Annotated in this window: 18 protein-coding genes; 9 read left to right on the forward strand and 9 right to left on the reverse strand. The window is 67.4% G+C overall.

Annotated elements, in window-relative coordinates; genetic code table 11:
* Positions 1-9: 9 nt before the first annotated feature.
* On the reverse strand, positions 10-1,521 hold the full coding sequence (locus F3J15_RS20420) for an amino acid permease (protein ID WP_166893656.1): 1,512 nt from the start codon (positions 1,519-1,521) through the stop codon (positions 10-12).
* 108 nt (positions 1,522-1,629) lie between these two features.
* Entirely contained in the window at positions 1,630-3,036 is a 1,407-nt protein-coding gene (locus F3J15_RS20425; RefSeq protein WP_089486079.1) for an aspartate ammonia-lyase, read from the reverse strand.
* Between the two features lie 142 nt (positions 3,037-3,178).
* Here F3J15_RS20425 and F3J15_RS20430 point away from each other — a divergent pair, with 142 nt between their 5' ends.
* On the forward strand, positions 3,179-4,153 hold the full coding sequence (locus tag F3J15_RS20430) for a LysR family transcriptional regulator (RefSeq protein ID WP_166893658.1): 975 nt from the start codon (positions 3,179-3,181) through the stop codon (positions 4,151-4,153).
* Positions 4,154-4,250: 97 nt separating this feature from the next.
* On the opposite strand, the gene F3J15_RS20435 is transcribed toward F3J15_RS20430, so the two are convergent.
* Positions 4,251-5,315: an asparaginase gene (locus F3J15_RS20435; protein ID WP_089486081.1), complete on the reverse strand. Its 1,065-nt coding sequence runs from the start codon at positions 5,313-5,315 to the stop codon at positions 4,251-4,253.
* A gap of 323 nt (positions 5,316-5,638) precedes the next feature.
* Here F3J15_RS20435 and F3J15_RS20440 point away from each other — a divergent pair, with 323 nt between their 5' ends.
* Positions 5,639-7,879, forward strand: coding sequence for a TonB-dependent receptor (locus tag F3J15_RS20440; RefSeq protein WP_166893660.1), 2,241 nt, complete (start codon positions 5,639-5,641; stop codon positions 7,877-7,879).
* A 45-nt stretch (positions 7,880-7,924) separates the two neighbouring features.
* Here the strand turns inward: F3J15_RS20440 and phnY are convergent, their stop codons facing one another.
* Complete coding sequence (gene phnY, locus F3J15_RS20445) at positions 7,925-9,379, reverse strand: phosphonoacetaldehyde dehydrogenase (protein WP_166893662.1); 1,455 nt, start codon at positions 9,377-9,379, stop codon at positions 7,925-7,927.
* A gap of 43 nt (positions 9,380-9,422) precedes the next feature.
* Complete coding sequence (locus F3J15_RS20450) at positions 9,423-9,761, reverse strand: GNAT family N-acetyltransferase (RefSeq protein ID WP_166893664.1); 339 nt, start codon at positions 9,759-9,761, stop codon at positions 9,423-9,425.
* 269 nt (positions 9,762-10,030) lie between these two features.
* On the opposite strand from F3J15_RS20450, the gene F3J15_RS20455 reads away from it, so the two are divergent.
* From F3J15_RS20455 to F3J15_RS20480, 6 genes are all read left to right on the forward strand, one after another.
* The gene (locus F3J15_RS20455; RefSeq protein ID WP_166893666.1) at positions 10,031-11,557 is read left to right on the forward strand and encodes a PLP-dependent aminotransferase family protein; all 1,527 of its coding nucleotides are present in this window, start codon (positions 10,031-10,033) and stop codon (positions 11,555-11,557) included.
* Between the two features lie 482 nt (positions 11,558-12,039).
* Complete coding sequence (locus F3J15_RS20460) at positions 12,040-14,925, forward strand: GH92 family glycosyl hydrolase (protein WP_205190886.1); 2,886 nt, start codon at positions 12,040-12,042, stop codon at positions 14,923-14,925.
* A gap of 375 nt (positions 14,926-15,300) precedes the next feature.
* On the forward strand, positions 15,301-15,699 hold the full coding sequence (locus tag F3J15_RS20465) for a nuclear transport factor 2 family protein (RefSeq protein WP_089486087.1): 399 nt from the start codon (positions 15,301-15,303) through the stop codon (positions 15,697-15,699).
* 160 nt (positions 15,700-15,859) lie between these two features.
* Entirely contained in the window at positions 15,860-17,677 is a 1,818-nt protein-coding gene (gene xsc, locus F3J15_RS20470; RefSeq protein ID WP_166893668.1) for a sulfoacetaldehyde acetyltransferase, read from the forward strand.
* A gap of 127 nt (positions 17,678-17,804) precedes the next feature.
* Positions 17,805-18,839: a phosphate acetyltransferase gene (pta, locus tag F3J15_RS20475; RefSeq protein WP_166893670.1), complete on the forward strand. Its 1,035-nt coding sequence runs from the start codon at positions 17,805-17,807 to the stop codon at positions 18,837-18,839.
* Positions 18,836-19,603, forward strand: a complete 768-nt coding sequence (locus tag F3J15_RS20480; protein ID WP_069251254.1) for a sulfite exporter TauE/SafE family protein — start codon at positions 18,836-18,838, stop codon at positions 19,601-19,603. Before pta ends, F3J15_RS20480 begins: the two co-directional genes overlap by 4 nt.
* A 109-nt stretch (positions 19,604-19,712) precedes the next feature.
* Here F3J15_RS20480 and F3J15_RS20485 read toward each other — a convergent pair whose 3' ends face one another.
* Together F3J15_RS20485 and F3J15_RS20490 are read right to left on the reverse strand one after the other, a co-directional pair.
* Positions 19,713-21,434: a cobalt chelatase gene (locus F3J15_RS20485; RefSeq protein ID WP_166893672.1), complete on the reverse strand. Its 1,722-nt coding sequence runs from the start codon at positions 21,432-21,434 to the stop codon at positions 19,713-19,715.
* The gene (locus F3J15_RS20490; protein WP_089486092.1) at positions 21,431-22,417 is read right to left on the reverse strand and encodes an AAA family ATPase; all 987 of its coding nucleotides are present in this window, start codon (positions 22,415-22,417) and stop codon (positions 21,431-21,433) included. The genes F3J15_RS20485 and F3J15_RS20490 overlap by 4 nt, the downstream gene beginning before the upstream one ends.
* Before the next feature lie 197 nt (positions 22,418-22,614).
* Between F3J15_RS20490 and F3J15_RS20495 the strand changes: the two genes are divergently transcribed.
* Positions 22,615-23,367, forward strand: coding sequence for an IclR family transcriptional regulator (locus tag F3J15_RS20495; RefSeq protein ID WP_166893674.1), 753 nt, complete (start codon positions 22,615-22,617; stop codon positions 23,365-23,367).
* 32 nt (positions 23,368-23,399) lie between these two features.
* Here F3J15_RS20495 and F3J15_RS20500 read toward each other — a convergent pair whose 3' ends face one another.
* On the reverse strand, positions 23,400-24,347 hold the full coding sequence (locus F3J15_RS20500; RefSeq protein WP_166893676.1) for a DmsC/YnfH family molybdoenzyme membrane anchor subunit: 948 nt from the start codon (positions 24,345-24,347) through the stop codon (positions 23,400-23,402).
* A gap of 39 nt (positions 24,348-24,386) precedes the next feature.
* Positions 24,387-25,133 carry a 4Fe-4S dicluster domain-containing protein gene (locus F3J15_RS20505; RefSeq protein ID WP_166893678.1) on the reverse strand — a complete coding sequence of 249 codons (747 nt, stop codon included), beginning with the start codon at positions 25,131-25,133 and terminating at the stop codon, positions 24,387-24,389.

Below are 25,133 nucleotides of genomic sequence, written 5' to 3' on the forward strand. Positions count from 1 at the left end.
ATCCCTTCTTCAGACGCCCCGCGCCGGATCGGCGACGGCGCGCGTGGCCGAAGATGCAAGCGCATCCGCCGCCCGCTCCCGCGCGGCGCCGCGCTTCGCCAGCTTCCAGCCGACCACCAGCGCGAGCACGACGACCGGAATCGTCGCGATGGTCCACGTGCCGCCCGGATAGTCGAATGCCATCAGCACCAGCACGCCGACGAGGAAGGCCAGCGTGAGCCACGACGTGAACGGCGCGCCGGGCATCCGGAACGACACGGCCTTCAACTCGCCGCGATCGACCGCGCGGCGGAACAGGATCTGGCACATGACGATGAAGCCCCACGTCGTGATGATCCCGAGCGACGCCATGTTCAGCACGATCTCGAACGCCTGCGCCGGCACGATGTAGTTCAGCGGCACGCCGATCGCATTGATCGCGACCGTGATCAGGATCCCGCCGTACGGCACGCCGCGTGCGTTCATCCGCGACACGAAGCGCGGCGCCGATCCGCCCATCGCGAGCGAGCGCAGCACGCGCCCGGTCGAATAGAGGCCGGAGTTCAGGCTCGACAGCGCGGCGGTCAGCACCACGACGTTCATCACGGTGCCGACGTACGGCACGCCGAGCTTGCTGAAGAACGTCACGAACGGGCTTTCGTGCGCGCTGTACGCGGTCCACGGCAGCAGCATCGTCAACAGCACGACCGAGCCGACGTAGAACAGCGCAATGCGCCACATCACGCTGTTGATGGCTTTCGGCAAGACCTTGCGCGCATCGGCGGTCTCGCCCGCCGCGACGCCCACGAGCTCGATGCTCGCATACGCGAACACGACGCCCTGCACGATCAGCACGGCCGGCAGGATGCCGTGCGGGAAGATCCCGCCGTGATCCGCGACCAGGTGAAGCCCCGGCATCTGGCCGGCGACCGGATGGCCGCTCGCGAGAAACACGGCGCCGACCGCGAGGAACACCGCGAGCGTGCCGACCTTGACCAGCGAGAACCAGAACTCCATCTCGCCGAACACCTTCACGCCGATCATGTTCATCACCGACACGATCCCGAGCGCGCCGAGCGCGAACACCCACTGCGGCACGTCCGTGAACACGGCCCAGTACTTCATGTAGATCGCGACCGCGGTGATGTCGACGATGCCGGTGGTCGCCCAGTTCAGGTAGTACATCCAGCCCGCGACGAACGAGGCGCGTTCGCCCATGAACTCCCGTGCATACGACACGAAGCTGCCGCTGGTCGGCCGGTGCATCACGAGCTCGCCGAGCGCGCGCATGATCAGGAACGCGAACACGCCGCAGACGAGGTACACGAGCGCGAGCGCCGGCCCCGCGTGCTGCAGGCGCCCGCCCGCACCGAGAAAGAGGCCGGTGCCGATCGCGCCGCCCATCGCGATCATCTGCACGTGCCGCGGCTTCAACTGCTTCGCATAGCCGGCTTCGTGCGACGCGAACATCGCATCGGGGTCGGCATGTCGGGAATCCGCGCCGCCGGCCGGATCGGCCGGGCGCTCGCTACTGTGGGTCATCGTGAGTCTCCGTTGTTTCTTGATGTATCGCGCCCCGCACGGGGACGCTCAGGGTGCAGCCGCACGCAGGCCGCCGGCGTCACGCACCAGCGGCCCGCGCGGCCGGTGTCAAAGCACGCGCGGCCGGATCAGCGCTTCGGGCTGCAGCGCTTCCTCGACCTGCGCAGCGGTCATCCACGCGCGCTCCAGCACGACCTCGCGGATCGACTTGCCGGTCGCGTGCGCTTCGGCCGCCACGGCGGTCGCGCGCTTGTAGCCGATGTACGGGTTCAGCGCGGTTGCGAGCGCGACCGAGCGCTCCATCGTTTCGCGCAGCCGTTCGGGGTTCGCAGTGATCCCGCTCACGCAACGCTGCGCGAGCGTCGTGCAGGCGGCCGTGAGGTGGCTGAAGCTGCGGAACAGCGCGCTGGCGATCACCGGCTCGAACGCGTTCAACTGAAGCTGCCCGGCCTCGGCCGCGAAGGTCACGGTCAGGTCGTTGCCGAACACCTCGAACGCGACCTGGTTGACGACTTCCGGGATCACCGGATTCACCTTGCCGGGCATGATCGACGAGCCGGCCTGCACGGGCGGCAGGTTGATCTCGCCGAACCCCGCGCGCGGGCCGCTCGACAGCAACCGCAAGTCGTTGCAGATCTTCGACAGCTTCACCGCGATCCGCTTGAGCACACCCGACACCTGCACGAACGCGCCGCAATCCTGCGTCGCTTCGATCAGGTTCGGCGCGGTGCTCAGGTCGAGCCCGGTAATGCGCCGCAGCGCCGCCAGTGCCTTCTCCGCGTACTGCGGATGCGCGGTGATCCCCGTGCCGATCGCGGTCGCGCCGAGATTGATCTCGCGAATCAGCCAGCCGGCTTCCTGCAGGCGCGCAATGTCTTCCGTCAGCATCACCGCGTAGGTGGAGAACTCCTGGCCGAGCGTCATCGGCACCGCGTCCTGCAGCTGCGTGCGCCCGAGCTTCAGCAAACCGGCGAACGCGTCGGCGCGCTCCGCGAACGCATCGCGCAGGCGTGCCATCGCTTCGAGCAGGTGCTCGACCGCGAAGCAGGTCGCCACGCGGATCGCGGTCGGATAGACGTCGTTGGTGCTCTGCGCGAGGTTCACGTGCTCGTTCGGATGCAGGTATTCGTACTGCCCGCGCGCGTGGCCCATGATTTCGAGCGCGCGGTTGCAGATCACCTCGTTCGCGTTCATGTTGGTCGACGTGCCGGCCCCGCCCTGGATGATGTCGACGACGAACTGGTCGTGCAGGCGCCCTTCGCGGATCTCGACGCACGCGGCGGCGATCGCATCGCGGTACGGCCGCGGCAGCAGCCCGAGCTCGCAGTTCGCGTCGGCCGCCGCCTCCTTCACCGCGGCGAGCGCCATCACGAAGTACGGCAGCGACGCGATGGTGCGGCCCGAAATGTCGAAATTCTCCTTCGCGCGCAGCGTATGGACGCCGTAGTAGGCCTCATTCGGAATGCTTCGCTTACCTAAAAGATCCGCTTCGACGCGGAAGCCGTTTTCTGTCATCGTGCCCCTCCTGGGTGTCTCGTGCCGCTCGTCGTTCGCCGCTTCCCGACGCGACGGGTTCGCATTCTATGCCTTTGCAAAAACAAGCTCACTTCTGTATTATCGAAAGCGGTTTTGCGTGGGACGCAACAATGAGAGTCGAATGAAAAAAGGCGCGAGGGAAACCGGCATCGATCACCTGGGTGCGATGCGCGCGTTCGTCAGAGTGGTCGAAACGGGGAGTTTTTCGGCGGTCGCCAAGGAGATGCACGTGTCGACGTCCACCGTCGCACGCAAGGTCACGGCGATCGAGGAGGCGCTCGGCGTCGCGCTGCTGCACCGCTCCACGCATAGCGTGACGCTCACCGAAGCCGGCCATATCTACCTGGAACGCGCCGTCACGCTGATCGCCGATCTCGACGACACCTTGCGCGTCGTCGCCGAGCTGAATGCGCAGCCGAGCGGCCCACTGAAGCTCACCGCGCCGGTGGCATTCGGCCGCCGCCATCTCGCGCCGCTGGTCGCACCATTCCTCGCGCGCTACCCGACGATCCAGCTCGACGTGCGGCTCACCGACAACCACAACGACCTGGTGGCCGGCGGCTTCGATCTCGACATTCACGAAGGCGAGAACTACCTGGACAACCTCGTCGTTCATCGCCTGTCACGCAACGACAGCATCCTGTGCGCGACGCCCGGCTATCTCGACCGCTGCGGGCGCCCGTCCACGCCGGACGACCTCAAGCAACACAACTGCCTGCGCTACGTGCATCCGGAAGGCGATCCGCGCTGGGATCTCGTGAACGGCGACGCGCGTCACAGCGTGCTGCCGGCCGGCAACCTCGTCACCGACCATTCGGAGCTGCTGCTCGAAGCGACCTGCGCGGGGCTCGGCATCGCGGAGTTCGAGATCTGGCTGGTGCGCGACCTGCTCGCGAGCGGCCGGCTCGAAGCCGTGCTGCCGCGCTACCGGCTGCAGAACCGGCTGACCGGCGAATACATCTACATCGCGTATCTGGCGAACCGGCGCAGCTCGGCAAAGCTGCGCGTGCTGAAGGACTTTCTCGCGGAACACCTCGCGCATATCGGCGAGCTGTCGGCGCTGGAGCTGACGAAGATTCGCGGCGCGAGCGTGTAGCGCACGCGCCCTTGGTCACGGTCGCGCCGCTGCGCGCGGCCCGCGTCGCGGACCACCGGCAGCAGTGCATTCACGCCGTTCAGGTCGTTCAGGCCGTTCAGGCCGCCTGCAATTCGAACGGGAACGTGGCGTGCCCGATCTCGACGCCCTGCGTGTTGAGCATCCGCGGCCGATGGAAGCCGGCCAGTTGCGCACGCTGCTCGGCCGTGCCGATCTGCAGCCGCTCGAGCAGCTCGCTGACGACCATGTAGAGCACGTCGAGATTGCCGTCCTCGATCTTCACCGAGATGCCGAGCGCGCCATCGGCGCCCAGCGCCCGCGTGCGCGCCGACGCACGCACGCCGATCCCGTAGCACGCATCGGCGCCGAGCTTGCCGACCACCTGCCCGTCGAACGCATTCATCAGCACCGTGCAATAGCGCCCTTCGCCGGCAACCAGCTCCGGATACGCGGTCATCGCATGATGAATGCGCGCCAGCGCGCGGACGCGCTCGGTGATGTCGCCTCCGCCCGCTTCCACCGTATCCGCCCCGTCGGCCAGCGACGCGTAAAGCCGCGCGAGCCGGTCCAGCGAAAACGCCGGCGTCGGCAGGTTGCACCCGTCGATGCCCCACTCGACCTCGTCGTCGCGCAGCCCGCACGCATCGGCCACCACGTGCTTCACGCGCACCTGCATCGGATGCTCGGGCAGATGGTAATCGGCGATCGCGGCGCCGATCGCCTGCGCGCCGGCCAGCATCCCCACGTGCTTGCCCGAACAGTTGCTACACACGCCGGTCGGCGTGTAGTCGCGCTTGATCCACGCGCGGTACACCGCGTCCGACAACGGCGGATGGCCGCCGCAACGCAAGTCGGATTCGTGCGCGGCGACCTTGGCGAGCATCGCGCGCGTGCGTTCGATGTGCCGGTCCTCGCTGCTGTGCGACGCGCACATCAGCGCGATATCCGCATCGTCGAAGCCGAAGCGCTCGGGCGCGCCCGTCTCGATCACCGACAGCGCCTGCGCCGGCTTGGCCGCCGAGCGCGCAAGCGTCATCCGGAACGGATCGCCGAACCGGGCCAGCAGCCTGCCGCGTGCATCGACCACCGCCACATGGGCGACGTGCGTGTTCTCGATCGCATCGCCTCGGTACGTGACGACTGCTGCGCGTTGGGTGTCCATCTTGTGTTGTCTCCATGCTCGGGGCCTGCTTGCCGGGGCCCGTCCAACCGGTACGGCAGTGTATCGAGTCGTCGCCGCCGCGCACCGGCCGGGTGATGGAAAGTGGTGTTGCACGCCACGCAAAGGCAATCCGCCCCCCACGAAAGCCTGACCAAATTAGTACAAAAACCATTCGATCGTTTACAGAATCAGTACCAATCCGTACAATTGCGATCGCAAACGCGAATCATACGCATTTACATTGACGTTTTCCGATGTTCCGTGCTTCCTGCCCGGCATCGAGAAAACGCACCCGCTCACCGAATCTTCTGCTGCCTCTCGATATGCCCGCCCAGTTCAAGACGAGGCCTCGCGCCCTCGTGTCGGCGCTGACCTGCTCCGTTTTCCTGACCCCGCTGCTCGCTTCCGCCGAAACCGCCCCTGCTCCCGCGCCCGCCGCCGACCAGCCGGCCCCGTCCGCGGACGTGCAGGCGACGCTGCCGACGATCAACGTCCAGTCGACCGCGCCGTCGGACATGCAGGTGAAGCGTTCGCCGTCGTACAAGTTCACCGCGCCGCTGCTCGACACGCCGCGCTCGATCACGGTGATCCCCGAGCAGCTCATCAAGGAAAAGAACGTCACGTCGTTCGCGGACGCGCTGCGCTCGGTGCCGGGCATCACGTTCCTCGGCGGCGATGCGGCCGCGAACCCGTCGGCCGATCGCCCGGTGATCCGCGGCTTCGAATCGCGCAACTCGATCTTCGTCGACGGGATGCGCGACTCGGGGCTGCAGAACCGCGAAACGTTCGCGGTCGAGCAGATCAGCGTGATCAAGGGCCCCGATTCGGTCTACGCGGGCCGCGGCTCGGTGGGCGGCAGCATCGACATCGTCACGAAGACGCCGAAGAACGACAACTTCATCAACAGCAGCATCGGCTTCGGCACCGACGGCTACAAGCGCGCGACGGTCGACGCGAACCACAAGATCAACGACACGACGGCCGTGCGGCTGAACGTGATGGGGCACGACGCGAACCAGGCCGGCCGCAACGACGTGTACAACAAGCGCTGGGGCGTCGCGCCGTCGATCGTGTTCGGGCTGAACACGCCGACCACGGTCACGGTCAGCTACTACCACATGAACTCGTACGACATGCCGGACTTCAGCGTGCCGTTCCGCGCGTCGGGCGGCACGCCGGTGCCGACCGATCGCGGCCAGTTCTTCGGGTTGAACACGCGCGACTACCGCTACGGACAGACCGACACCGCCCAGGTGCGCGTCGAGCACAAGCTCAACGACGACTGGAAGCTGAAGAACACGACGATGTTCGGCCGCTCGACGCTCGACTACGTCGCGACGAACCCGCAGATCCTCGCGTCGAACCCGAGCATGCTGAGCCTGCAGGCGAAGAGCGGCAAATACGCGCTCAATGGCTTCTCGAACCAGACGGAAGTAACCGGCAGCGCGAGCCTGTTCGGCATGAACCACACGATGACGGCCGGCGTCGAATTCAGCCATGAACAGGCGCGCTACGAGGGCTACCTCGTGTCGGATTCGGCCGGCAACAACATCCGCTCGGGCGGCCCGTGCTCGGTGGCCGGCAACTGCACGCCGCTCGCGGGCGGCTGGAACCCGAACATGCCGTGGACCGGCAGCATCGTGCTGAACGGCGACAAGGGCTTCCCCGGCGCGACGACCAACACGCGCACCGACACGGTTTCCGCGTACATCTTCGATACCGTGAAGCTGTCCGAGCGCTGGCAGTTCAACACGGGGCTGCGCTTCGACCGCTACGACACGACCGGCAAGCAGGCCGGCGTGGCCGACCTGTCGAACACGTCGAACCTGTTCAGCTACCAGTTCGGCCTCGTGTTCAAGCCGGTGACCAACGTGAGCCTGTATGCGTCGTATGGCACGTCGTCGAACCCGCCAGGGTCGAACGGCGGCCTCGGCGGCGGCACCGACCAGATCACCGCGACGAACCAGGATCTCGCGCCGGAGCGCTCGCGCAACATCGAGATCGGCGCGAAATGGGACGTGCTGCAGGACCAGCTGTCGCTGACGTCGGCGCTGTTCCAGACCGAGAAGACCAACGCGCGCGTGAGCGACGGCCTCGGTCACACGGTCAACGCGGGCAAGCAGCGCGTGCGCGGCGTCGAATTCGGCTTCGCGGGCAACCTGACGCCGAAGTGGCACGTGTTCGGCGGCTACTCGTACCTGAACGCGATCACGACCGATGCCGGCCCCGGCAGCCCGGGCGCATCGGGCCTGCCGATGGTGATGGTGCCGAAGCACAACTTCACGCTGTGGACGAGCTACGACGTGATGCCGAAGCTCACGCTCGGCGCGGGTGCAACGGTGATGAGCCAGACCTATGCGTCGGTATCGGCGACGACGAAGAAGTGGACGCCCGGCTATGCGCGTTTCGACGCGGCCGCGACGTGGCGCGTGAACAAGACAATGGACGTTCAGCTCAACGTGCAGAACCTGTTCGACAAGAAGTATTACGCGAGCGCGTATCCGATCTACGCGACGTGGGCGCCGGGCCGTTCGGCGATGGTCACGCTCAACTTCTATCAGTAACGCTATTGACGGTGGGAGGGCGTGGCATGTCCCTCCCGGCCTCGCTCACCATGGCAGCGAATACGTCTTCACGTTCGTGAAGCTCTTCATCGCTTCCTGCACGCCCTCCTTGTACCCCAGCCCCGAATCCTTCACGCCGCCGAACGGCGTCACTTCGAGCCGATAGCCCGGCACCTCGCGCACGTTCACGCTGCCGACTTCCAGCTCGGTGATGAAGCGCGTGATGTGGTCGAAGCGGTTCGTGCAGACCGACGACGATAGCGCATAGTCGGTGCTGTTCGACATCCGGATCGCTTCGTCGATGTCGCGGAAGCGCATGATCGGCGACACGGGGCCGAAGGTTTCGTACTTCACGAGCGGCATGTCGGGCGTCACGCGATCGATCACCGTCGGCGAATACAGCGCGCCGCTGCGGACGTTGCCGACCAGCAGCCGCGCACCGCGTGCAATCGCGTCGTTCACCTGCTGTTCGCAGAACTTCGCGGCGGCCTCGTCGATCACCGTGCCCATGTCGACCGACGGATCGGCCGGATTGCCGTATGACCACGCCCTGGTTTTCTCGACCACCAGCTCCGTGAAGCGATCGGCCACCGACTCGTGCACGAGCATCCGCTTGATCGCCGTGCAGCGCTGCCCCGAGTTCTTGTAGGAGCCCGACACCGCGAGCGTGCTCGCTTCGTCGAGGTCGGCGTCTTCCATCACGATGATCGGATCGTTGCCGCCGAGCTCGAGCACCGCGCGCCGGTAGCCCATCCGCGACGCGATCGACTTGCCGATCGACACGCCGCCCGTGAACGTGATGAGGTCGATCGCCGGGTTCGTGATCAGCTCGTCGGCGATCTCCTTCGGGTCGCCGGTGAGCACTTGCAGCATCTGCGGCGGCAGGCCGGCTTCATACAGGATGTCCGCGAACAGGTAGCACGACAGCGGCACCTTCTCCGACGGCTTCACGACGATCCGATTGTTGGTCGCCACCGACGGCACGATCTTGTGCGCGACCTGGTTCATCGGATGATTGAACGGCGTGATCGCCGAGATCACGCCGAGCAGCGGATCGCGCTGCGTGTACACGCGGCGCTTCTTGCCGTGCGGGGTCAGGTCGCACGAGAAGATCTGCCCGTCGTCCTTCAGCACTTCACCGGCGCCGAACGTCAGCACGTCGGCCACGCGGCCGGCTTCGTATGTCGAATCCTTGATGCACAGACCAGACTCGGCCGTGATCAGCGCTGCAATCTCGGCGGTGCGCAAACGCACGATGTCGGCTGCGCGGCGCAGGATCGCCGCGCGATCGTAGCGCGTGAGCGTCGGCCGGTAGGCGCGCGCGGCGGCGAAGGCACGCCGCACGTCGTCCAGCGTCGCCTTCGGCACGGTGCCGACCAGTGCGCCATCGTACGGGTTGCGCACGTCGATGACGGCGTCGCGCCACACGCGCTGCCCGTCGATGCGCAACGCCTCGTGCCGCACGTCGGATGCGGGAATCGGCTTCAGGACCGTGCTCATGTCGTCTCCGTCTTTGTGCAGCGTGATCGTCGTCACGCTTCGGTTACCGCACCACCACCAGCCCTTCGTATTCGAGGCAGCGGCACAGCGTCGCCCAGGCCGGCGTATCGGGCCATTCCCGCGCGCGAGCATCGATGCGGATCGGCCGCCCGAATTCGCGCGACGCGCAAGCGAGCAGCGTGTGCGCGATGCCGCTGCGCCGATACGCGGGTTCGACGTACAGCCGCGTGAGCGACGGTGATCGCATGGCGCTGCCACCGTCGTCGATGCCGAGTTCGCCGATCGCCTCGTCGTCGCGATACGCGACCGCCGTCGCACGTGCATCGTCGAACACGATGCGGATCACGCGCTCGCAGCGATCCCTGAATACGACGACGTGCATGGCGTCCCTCTCCTTGGCATCACGCTGCAGGCGAACGCGATGCGCGCACGCCTCCCTGCGCCCGCGAACCGGGGACTAATCCGGATCGTCCAGGGGCGACGGTTTGAGTATCGTCTTGCCACATCGGCACGCAGTAGTGCCAGACGGCACCTTTCATTGAGTCCACATCCACGGCGCGACGCGCGTATTCTCGCGACACCGCGCCCCTCGCGGGCCGCGCGCACCACGCGCACCGCCTCGCGTTTCCCGTACCGATCACAGGAGGAAGCATGCCGAGTCGTACCCCGACCGCCTTATGGGCCCAGCAGTTCCGGCGGTCGTCGGCGTCGAGCCTGCAGGACCAGATCCGGCGGATGCTCGTGGCCGCGATCCTCGACGGCCAGCTCGCGCCCGATGCCGCGCTGCCGTCGAGCCGCGAGCTCGCCGACCAGCTCGGCGTCGCGCGCAACACCGTCGTGCTCGCGTACCAGATGCTCGTCGAAGAGGGCTACCTGATCTCGCGCGAACGCAGCGGGCACTTCGTGAACCCGAAGATGCTCGAGGGTCTGCCCGGCTTCGCGGCCGCCAAGCCCGCCGTGCAGCCCGGCGGCAGCGACGACACGCCGGGCCGTCCCGCATGGGACAAGCGCATCGCGCATCCGCCGTCGAGGCAGCGCAACATCGTGAAGCCCGCGAACTGGCAGCATTACGAATATCCGTTCATCTACGGGCAATTCGACCAGTCGCTGTTTCCGACCAACGACTGGCGCGAATGCTGCCTGAAGGCGCTGTCGGTGATGGAGATCCGCAACTGGGCGCCCGACCTGATCGAACGTGACGACGAATCGCTGATCCAGCAGATCCGCACGCGCGTGCTGCCGCGGCGCGGCGTGTTCGCAATGCCCGACGAGATCGTCGTCACGAACGGCTGCCAGCAGGCGCTGTACCTGATCGCGGACCTGCTGTGCGGCAAGCACACGACGGTCGGCTTCGAGAACCCCGGCTATCCGGACGCGCGCAACATCTTCGAGAACCGCAACGCACGGCTGCTACCGCTGCCCGTCGACGGCCACGGGATCGCACCCGGCGCGCTCGGCGCGACGCTCTCGCGCTGCGACTACGTGTACGTGACGCCGAGCCACCAGTGCCCGACCACCGCGACGATGCCGGTCGAACGCCGCCGCGCGCTGCTCGATTGCGCGCAGCAGCATGACTTCGTGATCATCGAGGACGACTACGAGAGCGAGAACACGTTCTCCGGCACGCCGCATCCGGCGCTGAAGAGCCTCGATACGGCCGACCGCGTGATCTACGTCGGCAGCCTGTCGAAGACGTTCGCGCCGGGGCTGCGGCTCGGCTACGTGGTCGGGCCGCGCGAGCTGATCCGCGAACTGCGTGCGCTGCGGCGGCTGATGGTGCGCCACCCGGTCGCGTATATCCAGCGCGCGTTCGCGACCTTTCTCGCGCTCGGCCATCACGACGCGCTGCTGCGCCGGCTCGCGCATGCGTACAGCGAGCGCTCGCAGGCGCTGATGGCCGCGCTCGATGCGCACTTGCCGGAAGCGCGGTACGTGCCGGTGACGGGCGGCGCATCGTGCTGGGTCGAGGGGCCGCCGTGGCTCGATGCGACGCGCCTCGCCGCCGATGCACAGGAAGCCGGCATCCTGATCGAGCCGGGCAGCGTGTTCTTCATGAACGATGAAGGCGATGCGCGGCGCTGCTTCCGGATGGGGTTTTCCGCGATCCCGCTCGAGCGGATCGAGCCGGGTGTGCGAGCGCTCGCGCAATGCGTGCTTACGCAACGTCCGGTGGCCTGACCGCACGCGAAAAGGCGTCGTGCGCCGGCGCGGCGCAGTCACCCGGAAGCACGAACGTTGCGTGTGCGGCAGCTCGCGAAACCCGTTTCAATGATCGGCCGTGAGTCATCCTGCAACGTGACTCACGGCCGCACGCTTGCCGACCGCCTCGTCGAGTATCGATGAACCGCAGACGTGAACGCAAGACGCATCGATTCGACCGGTAGGCCATATTCCGCTGGTTCATCGGACACCGCGTGCATCGCTCACGCTTGCACACCGCTACAGTGCGGCTTCAACACACGATCGCCTGGATTATTTTCGTTTCGATTCGTTTAGTAAATCCAATAAAAACATTACAACTCTCCAAATCCGATTGACAACGGATTCATCCAAATCCTAGTGTTACGACGCTGAAAGACGGCAACACGCCACGACGAACCGACGGTTCGATCGATTGGACTGCCGACGAAAAAGTGCATGGATAACCGGAGGGGGCGATCATGATTCGATTCACGACGCTCGCGGCAATCCTGGCCGCGGCGTGCGCGTTGAGCGGGTGCGGAGGCGGTGACGGCAGCGACGGAACCGCGGCGTCGATATTGGCTACACGCTCGTCGGACGCCGCGGCCGATACGACCAATCTCGATGACAACCGCAACCTGTCGTTGACACAGTACGTCGATCCGCTGATCGGCACGCTCGCGAGCAATTCGCCGAACCCGGTGCCGGCGGGACAGGCCGGCAGCGTCGAACCGGCCGCCGGCCTGCCGTCGGGCATGGTGCAGTGGGCGCCCGACACCAACACCACGCCCGCGCCGAACAACAGCCAGGAGCCGAACTCGCCCGCCGGCTACTACTACGACATCCATTCGATCCAGGGCTTCAGCATGACGCACATGCCGGGCGCCGGCTGCAGCGGCAACAACGGCGAATTTCCGGTCATGCCGACCACCGACCCGACGCAGCTCGCGCCGACCTTCAGTCATGCGAATGAAACGGCCAGGCCCGGCTACTACTCCGTACTGCTCGACTCGCAGATCAAGGTCGAGCTGACCGCCACCCTGCGCACCGGCTTCGGCCAGTTCACCTACCCGGCCGGCAAACCCGCGCTGCTGGTACTCGATGCGACCCGCACCAACACCAAGACCTCGACCACTGGCGCCATCACGCAGGTTTCCGACAGCGCCATTTCCGGCAGCACGATGGGCGGCGGCTTCTGCGGCAACTCGGTGCCGGTACCCGTCTACTTCTACGCCGCCTTCGACCAGGCCTTCACGTCGGCGTCGATTACGCACGGCGTGGCCCAGCTGGGTTTCCGCTCGGGCCAGACGGTCAGGATGAAGATCGGCATCTCCTACGTCAGCGTCGCCAACGCGAAAGCCAATCTCGACGCGGAAAATCGCGGCTGGGACTTCGTGGGCGTGCGCACGCAGGCCGACCGCATCTGGAACGACCGCCTCAATAGCATCCGCGTGGCGGGCGGCACGCTCGACGCGAAGAAAAAGTTCTACACGGCGCTGTATCACGCGCTGTGGGCACCCAGCATCTTCAGTGACGTGAACGGCCAGTACATCGGCTTCGACAATACCGTGCATCAGGTCGCCAAGGGCCAGCAGGCCCAGTATTCGTCGTTCTCGGGCTGGGACATCTACCGCTCGCTGATCCAGCTGAAGTCGATCCTCAACCCGTCCGAAACGAGCGACATGATCCAGTCGCTGATCAACGACGCGGATCAATGCGGCGCGATTCCGCACTGGGTCAACGACAACGTCGAGGACGGCGTGATGCCGGGCGACGCCGGTTCGCTGATCGTCTCGAACGCCTATGCGTTCGGCGCGCGGCGCTTCGATACGCGATCCGCGCTGCAGCACATGGTGAAGATGGCGAACATCCCCGGCACGGCCTGCAACAACGTGACCACCAACGGCGGTCGCGCGAGCTACCTGCAGACCGGCTACATCACCAACGGCGAGTGGGGGCAGGCTTCGTCCACGCTCGAATATACGAGCAGCGATTTCGCGATCTCGCGCTTCGCCGGGGCACTCGGCGACGCCGCCACGCAGCGCATGCTGCTGAGCCGCTCGGCCTACTGGCAGAACCTGCTCGACACCGCGCTGACGCCGCCGCTGATCGCGGCGCGCCAGTCGAACGGCGCGTGGATACCCGAGACGCCGAGCAGCGGCGACAACTACGTGGAAGGCAATGCCGAACAGTACACGTGGATGGTGCCGTACAACGGCGCCGGCCTGTTCGCGCAGCTGGGCGGCAATGCGGCGGTGACGTCGCGGCTCGACCAGTTCTTCACGGTGCTCAATGCGGGCCTGAGCCTGCCCAACTTCTACATGGGCAACGAGCCGACCTTCGAGGTGCCCTGGCTCTACAACTGGGCCGGGCAGCCGTCGGGCACGCAGCGCGTGGTGCAGCAGATCCTCGCCAGCGCGTTCGGCACCGGCCCCGACGGCTTGCCGGGCAACGACGACCTCGGCGCCGTGTCGGGCTGGTATGTGTGGGGTGCGCTGGGCCTGTATCCGCAGATCCCCGGCGTCGCGGGCCTGGCGATCGGCAGTCCGCAGTTCCCGCAGATCGACGTCCGGCTCGGCAACGGCCGCACGTGGCGGATTCGTGCCGAAGGCGCGCCCGCGTCCGGCTATGTGCAGTCGCTGTCGATCAACGGTCACGCCCACGATGTGCCGTGGGTCGCCTACGACGACATCGCGAACGGCGCGACGCTGCACTTCGCGATGGGCAGCGCGCCGTCGCAATGGGGCAGCCGGAAGCAGCCGCCGTCGTTCGGCGTACCGGTGGCGATCAACGCGGTCGACAGCTACAACAATCGCGGCTTCAGCGCGGACGGCGCGACCAATGCCGACGGCCAGGGCGCGGACTTCGACGGCAGCCTGTTCAGCTACTCGCTGAATGCGCTGGCAGCGGCGGGCGTGCAGCCCGGCAAGCCGTTCGCGGTGGCCGGCGCCAGCGTCGCGGTAGCGGGCGGGCCGCTCTCGCTCGACAACACCGTGACCGTCGGCCAGACCGTGATGCTGCCGCCGGGATCGGCCGGCACCGGCGTGGTGGTGCTCGGCTCGTCCAACAATGGCCCGAGCAGCGGCACGGCGCAGCTGAATTTCGCGGATGGCACGAGTCAGGCTGTCACGTTGGCGTTCGACGACTGGACGCTGAACGGCGGCAGCGCGCACGCCAGCGCGGCGATCGCCGTCACGATGGCGTACCGCAATTCGGGCAGCGGCCAGCCGGACAACGTCAAGACCTATATCTTCGCGCAGAAGATTCCGGTGCCGCCCGGCAAGGTGGTGACGAGCATCGTGCTGCCGCGCCAGGTGAGCGCCGGCAAGATGCATGTGTTCGGCATCGGCATGACGGCGTCCTGACGTCCGCATGACCGGCGGGGATGCATCGGGCCTTCCGATGTATCCCCTCGCCGGCCGGCGCTGCTGCCGCGCGGCCCACGGTCGCCGAGACGTCCTCGCGTCACTGCAACGGTTTCGCGATATGCCCCTGCGGCAGCGCTTTTTGCCCATCGCGCCGCGTCGACGATTCCGATCGATGCGCGTCAAGGCACTCACCGTCGTGAGCCCGCGGGGCGCCGGCAGACAGGCGCGCCGGTCAGGCGCCGCCGCTGGCCCAAGCGAATCCCCCCGACTGGCGCTACCGCCAAAAACGAGCGCTCACTAACGTGTCGATACCGCGTGCCGCATGCGCGCCAGCGCCTTGCGCACCGCCCACCATTCGACAGGAGACACGTTATGGCAGACACGCTCACCGCCCCCGTCACGGCCGCCACGCTCGCGGCCTTTTCCGACGCCTTCAACCGGCACGACGCCAATGCGTTGATGGGCTTCATGACCGAGGACTGCGTGTTCGACGCGGCCGGCGGCCCCGACATCCACGGCACGCGCTTCGTCGGCCGTGACGCGGTACGCGCCGCGTTCGAAGCCGTGTTCAAGACCTTCCCCGACGCCCACTGGGGCCACGGTCGCCACACCATCGCCGGCGAGCGCGGCGTCTCCGAGTGGGTGTTCACGGGCACGCACGCCGAAGGCTGGCGCATCGAGGCCGAAGGCTGCGACCTGTTCGAATTCCGCGACGGGCTGATCGCCGTCAAGCGGGCATTCCGCAAGGAACGGCCGAAGCAGCCGGCCTGAGCGCACCGCCCCGGCCACCGTGCTCCAAGCGCATTTTGAAACGAATCATTTCATTTCATTCCACATTCCCCGGCAGCGGGCGGAATGACTTGACCGGCCTTCCCCAGCAAATAGCATCTGGAACAAGACGTTCCGTTAATTGAACAATCGGAGACAACCCATGAGCGAACAATCCACCTCCCTGCGTGCATCGGCGAACGGTCCGCAGGACATGACGCCGTCCGAAGCCTTCGTCGAGACCCTCGCGGCCAACGGCGTGACCGACATGTTCGGCATCATGGGCTCCGCGTTCATGGATGCGATGGACATCTTCGCGCCGGCCGGCATCCGGCTGATCCCGGTCGTGCACGAACAGGGCGCGGGCCACATGGCCGACGGCTATGCGCGCGTGTCGGGCCGCCACGGCGTCGTGATCGGCCAGAACGGCCCCGGCATCAGCAACTGCGTGACGGCGATCGCGGCCGCGTACTGGGCCCATAGCCCGGTCGTGATCGTCACGCCGGAAGCCGGCACGATGGGCATCGGCCTCGGCGGTTTCCAGGAAGCAAACCAGCTGCCGATGTTCCAGGAGTTCACGAAATACCAGGGCCACGTCACGCACCCGGCGCGGATGGCCGAATTCACCGCGCGCTGCTTCGACCGCGCGCAGGCCGAGATGGGCCCGACCCAGCTGAACATCCCGCGCGACTACTTCTACGGCAAGGTCAAGGTCGAGATTCCGCAACCGCGCCGGCTCGATCGCGGCGCCGGCGGCGAACAGAGCCTCGACGACGCAGCCGCACTGATCGCGCAGGCAAAGTTCCCGGTGATCATCTCGGGCGGCGGCGTCGTGATGGCCGACGCGATCGAGGAATGCAAGGCGCTCGCCGAACGGCTCGGCGCGCCGGTCGTCAACAGCTACCTGCACAACGACTCGTTCCCGGCGAACCATCCGCTGTGGTGCGGCCCGCTCGGCTACCAGGGCTCGAAGGCCGCGATGAAGCTGCTGTCGCGCGCGGACGTCGTGATCGCGCTCGGCTCGCGCCTCGGGCCGTTCGGCACGCTGCCGCAGCACGGGATGGACTACTGGCCGAAGGACGCGAAGATCATCCAGATCGACGCCGATCACAAGATGCTCGGCCTCGTGAAGAAGATCTCGGTCGGCATCTGCGGCGACGCGAAGGCCGCGGCGGTCGCGCTCACGCAACGCCTCGAAGGCCGCACGCTCGCGTGCGACGGCTCGCGCGGCGATCGGGCCGACCAGATCGCGACCGAGAAGGCCGCATGGGAAAAGGAACTCGACGACTGGACGCACGAGCGCGACGCGTACAGCCTCGACATGATCGAGGAGCAGAAGCACGAGAAGCCGTTCAGCGGCGGCCAGTACTTGCATCCGCGCCAGGTGCTGCGCGAGCTCGAGAAGGCGATGCCCGAGGACGTGATGGTGTCGACCGACATCGGCAACATCAACTCGGTCGCGAACAGCTACCTGCGCTTCAACAAGCCGCGCAGCTTCTTCGCGGCGATGAGCTGGGGCAACTGCGGCTACGCGTTCCCGACGATCATCGGCGCGAAGGTCGCCGCGCCGCACCGCCCGGCCGTGTCGTATGCGGGCGACGGCGCATGGGGCATGAGCCTGATGGAAACGATGACTTGCGTGCGCCACAACATCCCGGTGACGGCCGTCGTGTTCCACAACCGCCAGTGGGGCGCGGAGAAGAAGAACCAGGTCGACTTCTACAACCGCCGCTTCGTCGCCGGTGAACTCGACAACCAGAGCTTCGCGGCGATCGCGCGTGCGATGGGCGCCGAAGGGATCACGGTCGACCGCCTCGAGGATGTGGGCCCGGCGCTCAAGCGTGCCATCGACATGCAGATGAACGAAGGCAAGACGACGATCATCGAGATCATGTGCACGCGCGAACTCGGCGATCCGTTCCGTCGCGATGCGCTGTCGAAGCCGGTGCGCATGCTCGACAAGTACAAGGACTACGTGTAACGCCGCGTCGCCGACGCACCCCGTTGCCGGTCGCGCGCCCCTCTCGCGCGGCCGGCCCTCCGGCCGGACGCCGTGCCCCGTGCGGGCCGCCGCATCCGGCCGTTTTTCTTCCTTATCCGAGCAAACGATGAAAGCCCTCGACCGCATTCTCGACGCCGCGCGCCGCCAGCCGATGCGCATCGCGCTGTGCGAAGCCGACGATCCGCGCGTGCTGCAGGCCGCCGCACGCGCGACACGCGACGGCATCGCCCGCATCGTGCTCGTCGGCAACCGTGCGGCGATCCACGCGGCGGCCGCGCGCGACGCGATCGATCTCGACGGCATGACGCTCGTCGATCCGGCCACCGCCACGCAACGCGATGCCTATGCCGACACGCTGCACGCGCTGCGCAAGAGCAAGGGCATGACGGCCGACGCCGCGCGCGACGCGGTGCTCGACCCGCTCTGCCACGCGAACCTGATGGTACGGCTCGGCGATGCGGACGGCTCGGTCGCGGGCGCCGTGCATGCGACGGCCGACGTCGTGCGCGCGGCAATCCAGCTGATCGGCGTCGATCCCGCGTTCCGGATCGTGTCGAGCTTTTTCCTGATGATGCTGTGCGAGCCGTTTCACACGATCAAGGGCGGGCTGATCTTCTCCGACTGCGCGCTGGTCGTCGATCCGGACGCCGATCAGCTCGCCGAAATCGCGATGGCTGCCGCCGACAGCGCGCACGCACTGCTCGGCGAGGCGCCGCGCGTGGCGATGCTGTCGTTCTCGACGAGCGGCAGCGCGCATCACGCGGCGGTCGACAAGGTGACGGCCGCGACCGCGCACGTGCGCGCACTGCGCCCCACCCTCGCGATCGACGGCGACGTGCAGCTCGACGCGGCGATCGTCGCGGAAATCGCCGAGCGCAAGATCGCGCATTCGCAGGTGGGCGGCCACGCGAACGTGCTCGTGTTCCCGAGCCTCGAAGCCGGCAACATCGGCTACAAGCTCGCCGAGCGGATCGGCCGCGCGAAGGCCGTCGGCCCGCTGCTGCAGGGGCTGCGCCGCCCCGCGAACGACCTGTCGCGCGGCTGCAGCGCCGACGACGTGTATCACGTGATCGCGGCGACCACCGTGCAGGCGCAGGCGGCCGCGCAACGCGCCGCAACCGGCGAGGCTGCGCACGCATGACAGCCGACAAACTGGCGATCCTGATCGCGGTGATCGGCGCCGGCAGCTATTTCCAGACCGTCACCGGCTTCGGGCTCGGGATGATCGTGATGGGCGCGACGAGCGGCTTCGGGCTCGCGCCGCTTGCGACCGTCGCGACGCTGATGAGCGTCGTGTCGCTCGCGAACGGCGCGACCGCGTTGCCCGGCCGGCTGCATCACATCGACTGGCGCGCGGTCGGCGCGGCGACGCTCGGCATCCTGCCGTCCGTCGTCGCGGGCGTGCTGCTGCTCGAATGCCTGAGCCGATCGGCGGCCGACCTGCTGCAACTGATCCTCGGCGCGGTCGTGCTGTACGGCGGACTGAGTGCGGCGCTGCGCCCGACGCCGCTCACCGAGCGCTCGGACAACCGCAGCTTCTTCGTCAGCGGCCTGTTCGGCGGGTTGCTGAGCGGAATGTTCGGCGTGTCGGGTCCGCCGCTGATCTTCCAGTTCTACCGGCAGCCGCTGACGCTCGTGCAGATCCGCTGCGCGCTGATCGTGCTGTTCACGACGACCTCGGCCACGCGCGTGCTGTACAGCGCATGCGAAGGCCAGCTCGATCGCGACATCTGGCTGCTGGCCGCGATCGCGACGCCGGTCGTGATGCTGACGACGGTCGCCGCGCGCCACTACCCGCCGCCGCTGTCGCCGGTCGCGCTGCGCCGGCTTGCATTCGGCGTGCTGATGGCGATCGGCATCGGGCTGATCGCGACGTCGCTGCCGCCGCTGCTGCATCGCGCTTGATGTCGCGCGGCGCGCGGCGCGTCGAACCGCCCTGTTCCCGGCGATCGATTCGGACTCGATGCGTACACAGTTGCCGCGTCCGCGTCCGTGTCGAATGCAGTCACCCGCGTCATCGCCGCGCGCCGATCCATCCGGCGATTTCGACGAGCCGCTTCATGTCCGGCGCTGACGCGAGATCGATCGCGAGCCGGTGCCGGTAGTACGGACCGAGATCGAGCCCGACGCCGAGCCCGAGCACTTCGACGCGGCCGGCCGACTCCTGGCGCGCAACCACCTGCTTCAGATGGTTGTCGAGGTAGAACGGATCGTTCGCGAGCGCCGTCGCGCCATCCATCGGGCTGCCGTCCGAGATCACGACGAGGATCTTGCGCGCCTCCGGCCGCGCCGCGAGACGCGCGCACGCCCATTCGACCGCTTCGCCGTCCACACCCTCACGGAACAGGTCCGCCTTGAACAGCGCGGCAATGCCCGTGCGCGCATGTCGCCAGCGGGTATCCGCGTCCTTGAACACCAGGTGACCGGTTTCGTTGAGCCGGCCCGGATGGCGCGGCTTGCCGCGCGCGAGCCAGTCCTGCCGTGCGCGGCCGCCGTTCCAGGCGAGCGTCGTAAAGCCCAGCACTTCGGTTGCGAGACCGGCGGCATCGCCCGCGCGGGCCAGCGTGTCGACCATCAGCGCGACGCCGTCGATCCACGTCTTCATCGACCCCGAGCAGTCGATCAGGAACGCGAGCGCGCAGTCGGCATGCGGCCGCACGCGTTCGAGCCGGAACAATCGCCGTTCGGCCGGCGAGCTGACGAGTTGCGCGAGGCGGCGGCCGTCGAGCCGGCCATGCTCCTCGCCGAACGACCAGCCGTCGGCCTGCGGCACGACGAGCGCCGCACGCAACACACGTGCGAGCCGCGTGACGTTGATCCGCTGCGCGGCGACCTGGCCGTCGAGCCGGTCGCGATACTCGCGCAGCAGCGCCGCACGGATCTGCGCGGCCGGCCGGAGTTCGCGGTCGTAACGCGTCGTGTACGCACGGTAGACAGCGTCGCCACCTTGCAGCACGACGCTGTCGCCCGTCTCCACGAGAGCCGGCATATCGATGCCAGTCTCGTCGAAATCGACCCACAGCGAGAAATTCGTCAGTGCATCGTCCTGCTCGCGCGCGTCTTCGGCCGCCGTTTCGACGACGGCCGCACGCGCGTCGCGGATCATCGCCGCGATGCGCTTCGCAAGCGTCAGCGCATGTTCCGCGAATGCGCGCTGATCGTGCCGGCACCGCTTGAGCCCCGCGAGCTGCACGCCGATCTCGGGCACGATCGCCGCACGCGACGCTTCGATCAGGTCTTCCGTCTCTTCGAGCACGGGCCAGCCCGTCAGCCGCGACCATGCGATCTGCGCGACCGTGTACACGAGAATCCCGACATGCGTATCGGCCTGCCCCGACCGGTGAAATGCGCGCGACCAGGTCTCGAAACGATGGCGCAGGTTCTGCACGACACCGCGCATGGCGGGCGCCGCCAGCGACTCACAGCGCAGTTGCTCGAGCATTTCAAACAGCACGCGTTCGACCGGATCGTCGCCGGACAACGCGCGATGCAGGTCCGCATCCGAATGCAGGACGCGGAGTGCGGCACCATCGGCGGCGCCGCGCCACGACGCGAGATCGTCGTCGGCGGCCTGCGCTCGCAGGTGCGGCGCATGGATCGGCAACGGCCGCAGGTCGCGGCACACGCGGCCCGCGCGGTAATGCAGCGCCGCGTCACGCGTCAGCGCACGCACCGTCGACGCGCCCAGCGCTTCGCGCGCCGATGCGCGGCGCGCGGCGTCGCGATCGGCGCTCACCGCCCCGCTCCCGGCTCGCCGCCGACACGCGACGCAACCGCCAGCTCCTCGCCGAAACAGCGCTGGTAATACTCGGCGACGACCGGCCGCTCCGCGTCGTCGCACTTGTTCAGGAACGTGAGCCGGAACGCGAGCGCCGGATCGCGGAAGATCTGGCAGTTCTCGGCCCAGTTGATCACCGTGCGCGGCGACATCAGCGTCGACAGATCGCCGGTCGCGAAGCCGTTGCGCGTCAGCTCCGCGAGGCTCACCATCGATTCGAGCAGCGGGCGGCCGGCTTCGTCCGCGAGTTCCGGCACGCGTGCGCGCACGATGCCGATCTCCTCGTCGCGCGGCAGGTAGTCGAGCGTCGCGACCACGTTCCAGCGGTCCATCTGCGCGTGGTTGAGCATCTGTGTGCCGTGGTAGAGCCCGTTCAGGTTGCCGAGCCCGACCGTGTTCGCGGTCGCGAACAGCCGGAACGACGGATGCGGGTGAATCACGCGGTTCTGGTCGAGCAGCGTGAACTTGCCGTCGCGCTCCAGAATCCGCTGGATCACGAACATCACGTCGGGCCGCCCCGCATCGTATTCATCGAAAATCAGCGCGACCGGACGCTGCAGCGCCCACGGCACGATTCCTTCCTGGAATTCGGTTACCTGCACGTCGTCGCGCACGACGATCGCATCCTTGCCGACGAGGTCGAGCCGGCTGATGTGGCCGTCGAGATTGATACGCACGCACGGCCAGTTCAGCCGTGCCGCGACCTGTTCGATATGTGTCGACTTGCCGGTGCCGTGCATCCCCTGCACGAGCACGCGGCGGTTGCGTGCGAAGCCCGCGAGGATCGCAAGCGTGACGTCCGGATTGAACCGGTATGCGTCGTCGATATCGGGTACGTGGTCGTCGCGCGTGCTGAACGCGGGCACCATCAGGTCCGAATCGAACCCGAACCGTTCACGGACCGACACCATGCAATCCGGCTTGTTCGCCACCCCATCCATTGCGTTGCGCTCCTGTCGTTGCTGTCGTTGCTGGCCGCGCGGGCGTCGATCGTCGCGCCCGCGCCGGTCGTGTTGACGGAACGATTCGTTCCATCACTGAAAATGCGTGCCGGGTTGCCGCGCCCACTGCCCCACGGCGGCCGACCTTCCAGGCCGTTCGGTACAATGGCCGCAATCCAGTTTCCGGAACGCCTGCCATGCTGCCCGCGGATACGCCCACGCTGCGCGCCTTCGCGCTGCTCGAACATCTCGTCCAGGCCGGCGATGCCGTGTCGCTCGCCGATCTCGTGCGTGAAGTCGATATCCCGAAGGCGTCGCTGCACCGGATGCTCGCGTCGCTCGAGGCCGGCGGCCTCGTGATCCGCGAACCGGGCCGCAAGAACGCGTATGCGATCGGCCCGCGCCTCGCGCGGCTCGGCACCGGCGTGATGCTGCATGCGGGCGCGCGCCGGCTGCGCCACGCGATCCTCGAACGGCTCGTCGCCGATCTCGGCGAAACCTGCAACCTCACCGCGCTGCACGACACGGAAGTCGTCTATCTCGACCGCGTCGAAGCCGACTGGCCGCTGCGGCTCGACCTGAAGCCCGGCTCGCGCGTGCCCGCGCATTGCAGCGCCAGCGGCAAGCTGCTGCTCGCGCTGCTGCCGCGCGACGAACGCACCGCGCTGGTACGCGCACTGGCGCTGCCGCGCTACACGCCGAACACGATCTCGGACCCCGAGCTGCTCGAAGCCGAACTCGACCGCACCGCGCACAAGGGCGTCGCGATCGACAACGAGGAATACGTCGCGGGCATCGTGTGCATCGCGGCACCGATCGTCGGCGACGACGGTGCGTGCATCGCCGCGGTCGCCGTGCATGCGCCCGTGTCGCGCGCACCGCTGTCGCGGCTGCTCGACCATGTGCCGCGTTTGCAGGAAGCGGCGCGCGCGCTCGCGGAAACGTTCTAGTTCCCGCACGGCGTGGCGGCACACACGCAACGTCACGACGCGCGCTGGTAGTAGATGTTCTGCGGATGCCGCGCATCCGCGAAGAAGAACCAGCGTTCCGCGACCAGCCCCGCGTACTGGATCACGAACGCCGCGCCGAGCGCGACGGCGGCCGCGACCGACGTCGGCGCGAGCGCGCCCGCGCCGGTCAGCACGAACGGCACCGCAAATGCGCCGATCAGGAACCCGGCTTTCACCGCACGCAGCGTGCCGTTGCCCTGCCCGTGAAAGAACTCCCGCGTATTGAACGCGCTGGCCGTGAAGCCGCGCGACTTCTGTTCGACTTTCTCGCTGCGGATCCCGGTCGCGCTCTGCACGGTCGACTTCGGCCGCAGCCGCGCATTGCGTGCGAGCGACGCGAGACGCGCCACGCCGCCCGCGAGCGTCAGCACGCAGGCGGCCACCGCGAGCCGGCCGACCAGCGCCGGCGCGAGCCACGCGGCGCACGCCGTCGCCAGCGTGCAGCCCGACGCGCAGCCGAGCAGCACGAAGTTCACGAGCGTCAGCGGGCTTGCCCATTCCTGCAGGAAGCGCAGGCACGCGTAGATCATCGCGGTGCACACGAACAGCGCGACGCTTGCAAGCGCGCCAGCCGCGCCGATCAGCAACGTGCCGGGCCAGCCAAACAGGTGCGCCGCGCCATACGCGAACGCGCACGCGAGAAACACCGGCAGCGCGATGCATTCGCGTGATAGCCACGACGTGCGCCACATCGCGATCGCACGCCAGGCGCGTTCGGGATGGCCGAGATGGAAGAACGACGCCAGCAGGCCGAGTGCGCCGAGCGCGACCGACAGCGCGGCACCCGTCACGTAGAACGACGCAGCAATATCGACACCTGCCGCGCGCGCAATTGCCTCGACGATCACGAGCGTCAGCAACAGACCCTGTGCCGCGCCGCACAGGGTGGTGAGAAAAACGACCGAAAAGGCTGGGCGCATGGGGACTCCGTTTTTTCGTATGAGTAAGGGGCTGCGCGCTCAGCGCTGCGTCGCAAGCGACACGAGATCGATGTCGCCACGGGCCGCGCGAGCTTCGAACGACGCGTCCTCGTCGCGGCCGTTCGACGTGCTGCCGCATCCGCCGCTACTCCCGCACCCGCACGATGATTCGGTCTTCACGCGCGGCAGGTAATGGTTCGACGGCCGCGTGTCCCATTCGGGCATCAGCTGATAGCCGCCGCGTTCGCGGATCGCGCGCGACACCTCCGACTCCGGATCATGCACGTCGCCGAACAGCCGCGCCGACGTCGGGCACGCGAGCACACAGGCCGGCTTGCGGTCGCGTTCGGGCAGCGCCGGGTTGTCGATGCGGTCCGCGCACAGCGTGCACTTCGTCATCTCCTTGCGGCCTTCGTCGAGCTCGCGGGCGCCGTACGGGCACGCCCACGCGCAGTACTTGCAGCCGATGCACTTGTCGTAGTCGACCAGCACGATCCCGTCCGACTTGCGCTTGTAGCTCGCGCCGGTCGGACAGACGGGCACGCACGGCGGATCCTCGCAGTGCAGGCACGACTTCGGGAAATGGATCGTGTCGGTCATCGGGAACACGCCCGCTTCGTAGGTCTGCACGCGATTGAAGAACGTGCCGGACGGATCGTCGTCGTACGGGCGCATATCCGCGAGACTGCCGGCTTCGCCCGACGTGTTCCATTCCTTGCAGCTCGTCACGCAGGCATGGCAGCCGACGCACACGTTCAGGTCGATGACGAGGGCCATCTGGGTCAT

The sequence above is a fragment of the Burkholderia sp. Ap-955 genome (assembly GCF_011753045.1).
Classification (GTDB): Bacteria; Pseudomonadota; Gammaproteobacteria; order Burkholderiales; family Burkholderiaceae; genus Burkholderia; species Burkholderia lata_D.

Bases quoted from the DNA above. Each gene is read 5' to 3' on its own strand.
- F3J15_RS20420 (WP_166893656.1), bottom strand. From the start codon at position 1,521: ATGACCCACAGTAGCGAGCGCCCGGCCGATCCGGCCGGCGGCGCGGAT.
- F3J15_RS20425 (WP_089486079.1), bottom strand. From the start codon at position 3,036: ATGACAGAAAACGGCTTCCGCGTCGAAGCGGATCTTTTAGGTAAGCGA.
- F3J15_RS20430 (WP_166893658.1), top strand. From the start codon at position 3,179: ATGAAAAAAGGCGCGAGGGAAACCGGCATCGATCACCTGGGTGCGATG.
- F3J15_RS20435 (WP_089486081.1), bottom strand. From the start codon at position 5,315: ATGGACACCCAACGCGCAGCAGTCGTCACGTACCGAGGCGATGCGATC.
- F3J15_RS20440 (WP_166893660.1), top strand. From the start codon at position 5,639: ATGCCCGCCCAGTTCAAGACGAGGCCTCGCGCCCTCGTGTCGGCGCTG.
- phnY (WP_166893662.1), bottom strand. From the start codon at position 9,379: ATGAGCACGGTCCTGAAGCCGATTCCCGCATCCGACGTGCGGCACGAG.
- F3J15_RS20450 (WP_166893664.1), bottom strand. From the start codon at position 9,761: ATGCACGTCGTCGTATTCAGGGATCGCTGCGAGCGCGTGATCCGCATC.
- F3J15_RS20455 (WP_166893666.1), top strand. From the start codon at position 10,031: ATGCCGAGTCGTACCCCGACCGCCTTATGGGCCCAGCAGTTCCGGCGG.
- F3J15_RS20460 (WP_205190886.1), top strand. From the start codon at position 12,040: ATGATTCGATTCACGACGCTCGCGGCAATCCTGGCCGCGGCGTGCGCG.
- F3J15_RS20465 (WP_089486087.1), top strand. From the start codon at position 15,301: ATGGCAGACACGCTCACCGCCCCCGTCACGGCCGCCACGCTCGCGGCC.
- xsc (WP_166893668.1), top strand. From the start codon at position 15,860: ATGAGCGAACAATCCACCTCCCTGCGTGCATCGGCGAACGGTCCGCAG.
- pta (WP_166893670.1), top strand. From the start codon at position 17,805: ATGAAAGCCCTCGACCGCATTCTCGACGCCGCGCGCCGCCAGCCGATG.
- F3J15_RS20480 (WP_069251254.1), top strand. From the start codon at position 18,836: ATGACAGCCGACAAACTGGCGATCCTGATCGCGGTGATCGGCGCCGGC.
- F3J15_RS20490 (WP_089486092.1), bottom strand. From the start codon at position 22,417: ATGGATGGGGTGGCGAACAAGCCGGATTGCATGGTGTCGGTCCGTGAA.
- F3J15_RS20495 (WP_166893674.1), top strand. From the start codon at position 22,615: ATGCTGCCCGCGGATACGCCCACGCTGCGCGCCTTCGCGCTGCTCGAA.
- F3J15_RS20500 (WP_166893676.1), bottom strand. From the start codon at position 24,347: ATGCGCCCAGCCTTTTCGGTCGTTTTTCTCACCACCCTGTGCGGCGCG.
- F3J15_RS20505 (WP_166893678.1), bottom strand. From the start codon at position 25,133: ATGACCCAGATGGCCCTCGTCATCGACCTGAACGTGTGCGTCGGCTGC.